At 37.5% G+C, this 5,518-nt stretch carries 6 protein-coding genes; all 6 read right to left on the reverse strand.

Features of this window, described 5'->3' with window-relative positions; translation table 11 throughout:
- Positions 1 to 163: 163 nt before the first annotated feature.
- The gene (locus DX933_RS10265) at positions 164 to 763 is read right to left on the reverse strand and encodes a class I SAM-dependent methyltransferase (RefSeq protein WP_123316350.1); all 600 of its coding nucleotides are present in this window, start codon (positions 761 to 763) and stop codon (positions 164 to 166) included.
- Positions 764 to 1,023: 260 nt separating this feature from the next.
- Complete coding sequence (locus DX933_RS10270) at positions 1,024 to 1,974, reverse strand: alpha/beta fold hydrolase (protein WP_123316351.1); 951 nt, start codon at positions 1,972 to 1,974, stop codon at positions 1,024 to 1,026.
- A 129-nt stretch (positions 1,975 to 2,103) separates the two neighbouring features.
- Positions 2,104 to 2,727 carry a TetR/AcrR family transcriptional regulator gene (locus DX933_RS10275; RefSeq protein WP_123316352.1) on the reverse strand — a complete coding sequence of 208 codons (624 nt, stop codon included), beginning with the start codon at positions 2,725 to 2,727 and terminating at the stop codon, positions 2,104 to 2,106.
- Between the two features lie 278 nt (positions 2,728 to 3,005).
- The gene (locus DX933_RS10280) at positions 3,006 to 3,785 is read right to left on the reverse strand and encodes an alpha/beta fold hydrolase (RefSeq protein WP_123316353.1); all 780 of its coding nucleotides are present in this window, start codon (positions 3,783 to 3,785) and stop codon (positions 3,006 to 3,008) included.
- A gap of 201 nt (positions 3,786 to 3,986) precedes the next feature.
- The gene (locus tag DX933_RS10285; RefSeq protein ID WP_123316354.1) at positions 3,987 to 4,538 is read right to left on the reverse strand and encodes a DUF899 family protein; all 552 of its coding nucleotides are present in this window, start codon (positions 4,536 to 4,538) and stop codon (positions 3,987 to 3,989) included.
- An 881-nt stretch (positions 4,539 to 5,419) separates the two neighbouring features.
- Positions 5,420 to 5,518: an IS3 family transposase gene (locus DX933_RS18900; protein ID WP_223805904.1), complete on the reverse strand. Its 99-nt coding sequence runs from the start codon at positions 5,516 to 5,518 to the stop codon at positions 5,420 to 5,422.

A 5,518-nucleotide genomic window follows, 5' to 3' on the forward strand; every position in this document is an offset into this window, starting at 1 on the left:
GTCCATCTTTTAGAATGCGTGAGACGCAGGAATGGTTAAAAAACGAATCAACTGATGAATAATTATTTATTTTAGGGTGGTTCAAAATTTAATTGCGAAGTGGTTCACTTTTCACTTGCGAAATACAAACATTAAGTATTGATATTTTCAATGAACGGAATACTTACGGTTTAGCCCATATCAGATATAAATAACCTCCAAAGTGGCGTTCTTCCTGAATGATTTTTAAATTTGACTTTTTAACTATGTCAGTAATGTTTCTGTCCTGATGGCAACCTGCAAACTTGAGCATGATAGGATTGAAGGATTTTTGTATCCATCCCACCATTTTATTTGTGGATAGCCCATGCTCTAACAAGAGAATTTTTCCTTCTGGCTTACACCACTTTTGAAAATTATTTAGAACATGGATTGGGTTTTGATAAGCGCATAGACTTCCAGACGATACAATCGTATCAAAGCTGTTTGCGCTAAATTCAACTGATTCTACATCATCATGCATAAAAGTAGTTTTAAAAGGATAATTTCTTGCAGCATTCTGTGCTGCCTTTAGCATCTCGTGGCTAAAATCTATACCTGTTAATTCAATATTTTTATTGTAGAAGGGGAAATTAAGTCCAGTACCAATTGAAACTTCTAATACCTTTCCTTCAGCTTCTCGAAAAATACGTTGACGAAATTTATAAGCATGATTATTTTGTCTTCTTTTAATATATTTTTTTGCTTGCTTATCAAACTTTTTGATTAATGATTGACGATTCATATCATCCCTCTATTCTGTCATTCAAATCGACTTTTACCTGGATGTCTTAAGATTAACTGGCAGTATGCCCCCCACTGATTGAAGTTCCACTTTATCACCGATTAACTGGCTGTAAGCTCCCCCACCGAGAATTTTTGTTGATAACAAGAATGATAAGTGGGGGATCAACAGCCAGTAAAGGCCTGATTGGTTCAACTAACAATCAGTGGGAGGAAGTGCGAAGATCCCCACTGATTGAAGTTCCACTTTATCACATTTCTCTACCCAAATTTCCTTTTTTTAAAGTCAATTAAATCCCTGATTGCTTCGGAAACCTCATCCGAACAGTCCGTGTGAATTGTCGTATGTCCTGCATTTTCAAGGATACGATGTTCTCCCTGAGGAACCGAATTTGCTAATTTTTTGTATATGTATTTTTTCATATTATTGAATGGATCGAGTGTATAACGGAGAAATGATTTACTTGTGATTGGAGTTAAGAATGGGTCGATTCCCATCGCTGTATACACAATTAACGGAATATCCGGCAGTTTTCCTCCTTTTCGTATTTCTTCGTAGATTTCATTATTTAAGTTTTTTCTTTCCGTCATTGTTTTCGATAATGTCTTCAGATGATATTCAATTAGGGGTTTACGGATTTCAACTGGCCAAGTTGTAAACATTTGATTAAACAAAACACGATAGGATTTTTTGTAAGTAAATAGTGCTCGAAGGATCGTAATACTCTGCTGAAGAAGGTAGCGTTTTTTAAACTTTGGTGTATTGGTGAGAAAGTCCTCGTGAGGTGGTTCTAGCAAAATCATCCCAGCAACCTCTTCTGGAAAGCGTTGTGCATATCGTTGTGCATATATACCGCCTAATGAGTGACCGACGAACAGGTACGGGGGCGGAACACCAACAGTTTGCAGCACATTTCGCAATTCATCCGTAACCTCAAGCGCACTCCGGGGAAGCTTAACGTAATCGCTCCAGCCTGTTCCCAATCGATCATAAATGATTGACGTTGTATCTTTATTCATTTCACGATGTAGATTTAAGTAATCAAGCCCGACCATCCCGGCAGCTGGTAGGAATACTACCGCTGGACTTCCAGAACTGGAACGATGGAGCCATATACGATGTCCCTCTACATTGTAGAAACTTCCAATTGATGGCTTACTGTCTAAAGCACTAGTCTTATCAACTTGCTGGTTCTTTGTATGAATTCCCATTTAAGACCCCCTATGGTTACTTTTTCCATGAGTCTGTTACCTTTCCTTTCCTAACATAGCGGAAGATGAAGCTATTATTTTCTGGGAACACATCCTTTTTCGAATGAAGGTTGAAAAATTAGGATGCATTCATTTATAAAAGATTTTCTTAAGTTCATGAAGATAACCATCTAGATCAGCAAGTAGTTTGTTATAATCCAAATCGGTAATTTCCAAGTTACGAATATCTTCCAGTATCTGATTTGTAAAACCAACATTCGCCCAAAAAATAAGCTGCTTGCATCTTTCAAGATTTAGTCCTTCTCTGAACTTTGTTTCATCAACAATTTCAAATAATTCCTCCTGGCATCGTGATAGCTTTTCATTCACTCTTTTTTCCAGCTTTTTATTGATTTCATCGGAATTTGTCCTGTCCGAAATCTTAATAAAGTCAAACATCCAAGGATGCTGTTGTAGTAATTCAATCTGAAGTAAATAGGATTGTCGCAGCCTTGCAAAAATATCTTTTTCTTTCACATTTATTACGTCAAGATATTCTTTTTTAATTCTGTCAGCGCAGTAATCATAAAGGAATAGAAAAAGATCGCTTTTACTATTTATATAGTGGAACATTAGCCCCTTTGAAATCCCAGCTTCTTTTGCGATAACATTGGTTGAGGCAGCATCAAATCCCTTCATGGAAAATTCTTTTAACGCAGCATTTAATATTACATCTCTTCTTTTTGGTTCCAGATTCATAATTTTTAACTGCATGATAACCACCTATGTAAAGTTAATTTCGTTTACCTATTAGGTAAATCCTATTGTAATGTTATTTACCTGAAAGGTCAATAGTGAATATTTAATGAAAATGATGTTTTTAAAACTGTAATAGCTGGATATGCACTATTTGAAATAAAAAACAGACTGACGGAAAACCGTGCAGTCCATATACGTCATGCTTTTCCATTAACATTCAATCGGATACAAAGGTTTGTGGACGATCTTTTTGTTAATAAGAAATAAATCCATATCTTATAGCTGACAAAGTACTATTTTAGAAATTTTGATAACACAGGTATCAACACTTCAGGGTTTGGCATGTGGTCTTGTCCCGCCAGCATACTGTATGCTGCGTTTGGAATTGCACTATTCAACTGACTCGCAACTTTATGAATGGATGTAGGGCTATTTTCACCAACAATGATTTTAGTTGGTGTTGAAAGATCTGATACCTTTTTAATGGGTGGTAAATCACTAGCAAGAATAGTGTCATAGGCAAGTGTTGGTGCAAGCGCCACCATAGTTTCCCATTGCGGAGAATGCTGAAATACAGTAATCACCTCTGGAGGCATGTCAATCCCCTTTAAAAAAGAGACAATCGCTTCTTCATTCTTACCACGATCAATCAATCTATATAATCCTTGACTTAGCTCCATAAATTCTTTTTGATTTGCTTCATTATTAGCATAGGGTACATCATACATGACCAGCTTATTTACTTTGTCGCCCAGTTGCATTGCAGCTTCCAGACCTAGAATAGCACCCGAAGAATGACCGTAAACGTTCACTGCTTCCCCAGCTACATCAATCATTGCTTCGATGTCTTCTAGTTCACGGTTAATGTGGTATGGTAACGTGTTACCACTATCCCCACGACCACGTCGATCATAATTGAAGACAGTAAATTGGTTCGCAAATACTTTTGCATCATGCAAAACGGGTCCAAACGAGCGAAAACAGACAGCCCCCGTTATGAATAACAGGGGAGGCCCGTTACCGTATTCATCATAGGCTAACGTTGTGCCATCTTTTGATTGGGTTGTTTTCACGAAATATCCTTCTTTCTTTTTTTATTTTGTAGTCATGTTGCTTTCAACCTTTGCTCTCACCAATGTGTACCTATCGTTCTAGACATTGATCTGAAGACACTACAACTATGATAAGTTCTGTCGCTTCATCATTTTTCGGGCAATCTTGTTATAGAACTTACTTTCCAAAAACGCTGGTTTTACATGGATTTTATTTGGCATTTAATTTGCTGCTTCGGTATTTTTAACTTGAAAGATGCTGTCCCCTTTACGCCGGAAGACGCTTCCACCAGGCATCTCACCTTTATCCGTTGTTGCCTTGAAATCATAGTTATAGTTACTGTCAAACGAGGAGTACCACGGAAAACTCCAGCCCATTGAATACTTGTACCTTTCTATTTTTTCCAGCGGTGCACGAGAGACATAGGCAAAAGAAGTGTCCTGATTCCGCAAATATTTCAAAGAGACGTCTGAGATTTGGTCGGCAGTTGACGAGCAATCTGGACAGCCCTTATCCCAATTCGGGTCAAACATAAAGTGACCGAGGATGAGCTGATTCCTACTATCGAATAAATCAAGCAAGCTAACTTTACCTTCTGGCCCATTGAAAAAGTATTCCTTATCAACCTCAATCATTGATAAATTGCTACTATCAGATTTGAACGATTTCTTTAAGGAAGTACCTTTCTTTTTTTGGGACAGTGTCCTCGTGTCGTCGAAAGCCCATTCAAAATATGAGAAAAACATAGGTAATTTGATTTTCTTTTCCGACATTATTATTTCTCCTTTCGTGAGCATTTGTGTTGTGAGAATGATCTTATGATTCTTCTTTATCCTAGCATGTAGAATATCACGAAATTTCTTCTGAATTGCTCATGTTGATGAATCCGGTTTTGAAAGTGATTCAACAGTAGAGGAGGGAACCGATATCGGGGGCTATTCGCGATGGATAGATATGAATTAGATTTGGCGACTGACTGTTTACAAATCTCCCATATGAAAGAAAGCAATATTTAAGAAAACAAAAACTCCTCTTGTTTTAAGGGGGAGTTTTTGCTCTAAAGCTTATATAATTATTTAGTATTTGCTGCTCGCATTTATCACAGATTAACTGGCTGTAAGACCCCACTAAAGGAATCTTTATTGATAACAAGAATGTAAGTGGGGGATCAACAGCCAGTAAAGGCCTGATTGGTTCAACTAACAATCAGTGGTGGAAGGGCGAAAACCCCACTGATTGAAGTTTCACTTTATCACAGATTAACTGGCTGTAAGACCCCACTAAAGGAATCTTTATTGATAACAAGAATGTAAGTGGGGGATCAACAGCCAGTAAAGGCCTGATTGGTTCAACTAACAATCAGTGGTGGAAGGGCGAAAACCCCACTGATTGAAGTTTCACTTTATCACAGATTAACTGGCTGTAAGACCCCACTAAAGGAATCTTTATTGATAACAAGAATGTAAGTGGGGGATCAACAGCCAGTAAAAGGCCTGATTGGTTCAACTAACAATCAGTGGTGGAAGGGCGAAAACCCCACTGATTGAAGTTTCACTTTATCACAGATTAACTGGCTGTAAGACCCCACTAAAGGAATCTGGAATGTCAACACTAAACTGAACAAAATTTCTAAGGTAGGGTAACTTGTTTATGATTAAATTTTGCTCAATTCTGTCTGATGTTTGTGTTTATATTCCATCGGCGTTAAATAATCCAACGATCCATGAATTCGAATATTATTAAACCAATTCAC

Origin of the sequence: Ornithinibacillus gellani, assembly GCF_003730295.1 — a bacterium.
In the GTDB taxonomy this organism is placed as follows: domain Bacteria; phylum Bacillota; class Bacilli; order Bacillales; family Amphibacillaceae; genus Ornithinibacillus_A; species Ornithinibacillus_A gellani.

Excerpts from the sequence above, each read along its gene's own strand:
- DX933_RS10275 (WP_123316352.1), bottom strand. The coding sequence starts at position 2,727 with ATGCAGTTAAAAATTATGAATCTGGAACCAAAAAGAAGAGATGTAATA.
- DX933_RS10270 (WP_123316351.1), bottom strand. The coding sequence starts at position 1,974 with ATGGGAATTCATACAAAGAACCAGCAAGTTGATAAGACTAGTGCTTTA.
- DX933_RS10265 (WP_123316350.1), bottom strand. The coding sequence starts at position 763 with ATGAATCGTCAATCATTAATCAAAAAGTTTGATAAGCAAGCAAAAAAA.
- DX933_RS10285 (WP_123316354.1), bottom strand. The coding sequence starts at position 4,538 with ATGTCGGAAAAGAAAATCAAATTACCTATGTTTTTCTCATATTTTGAA.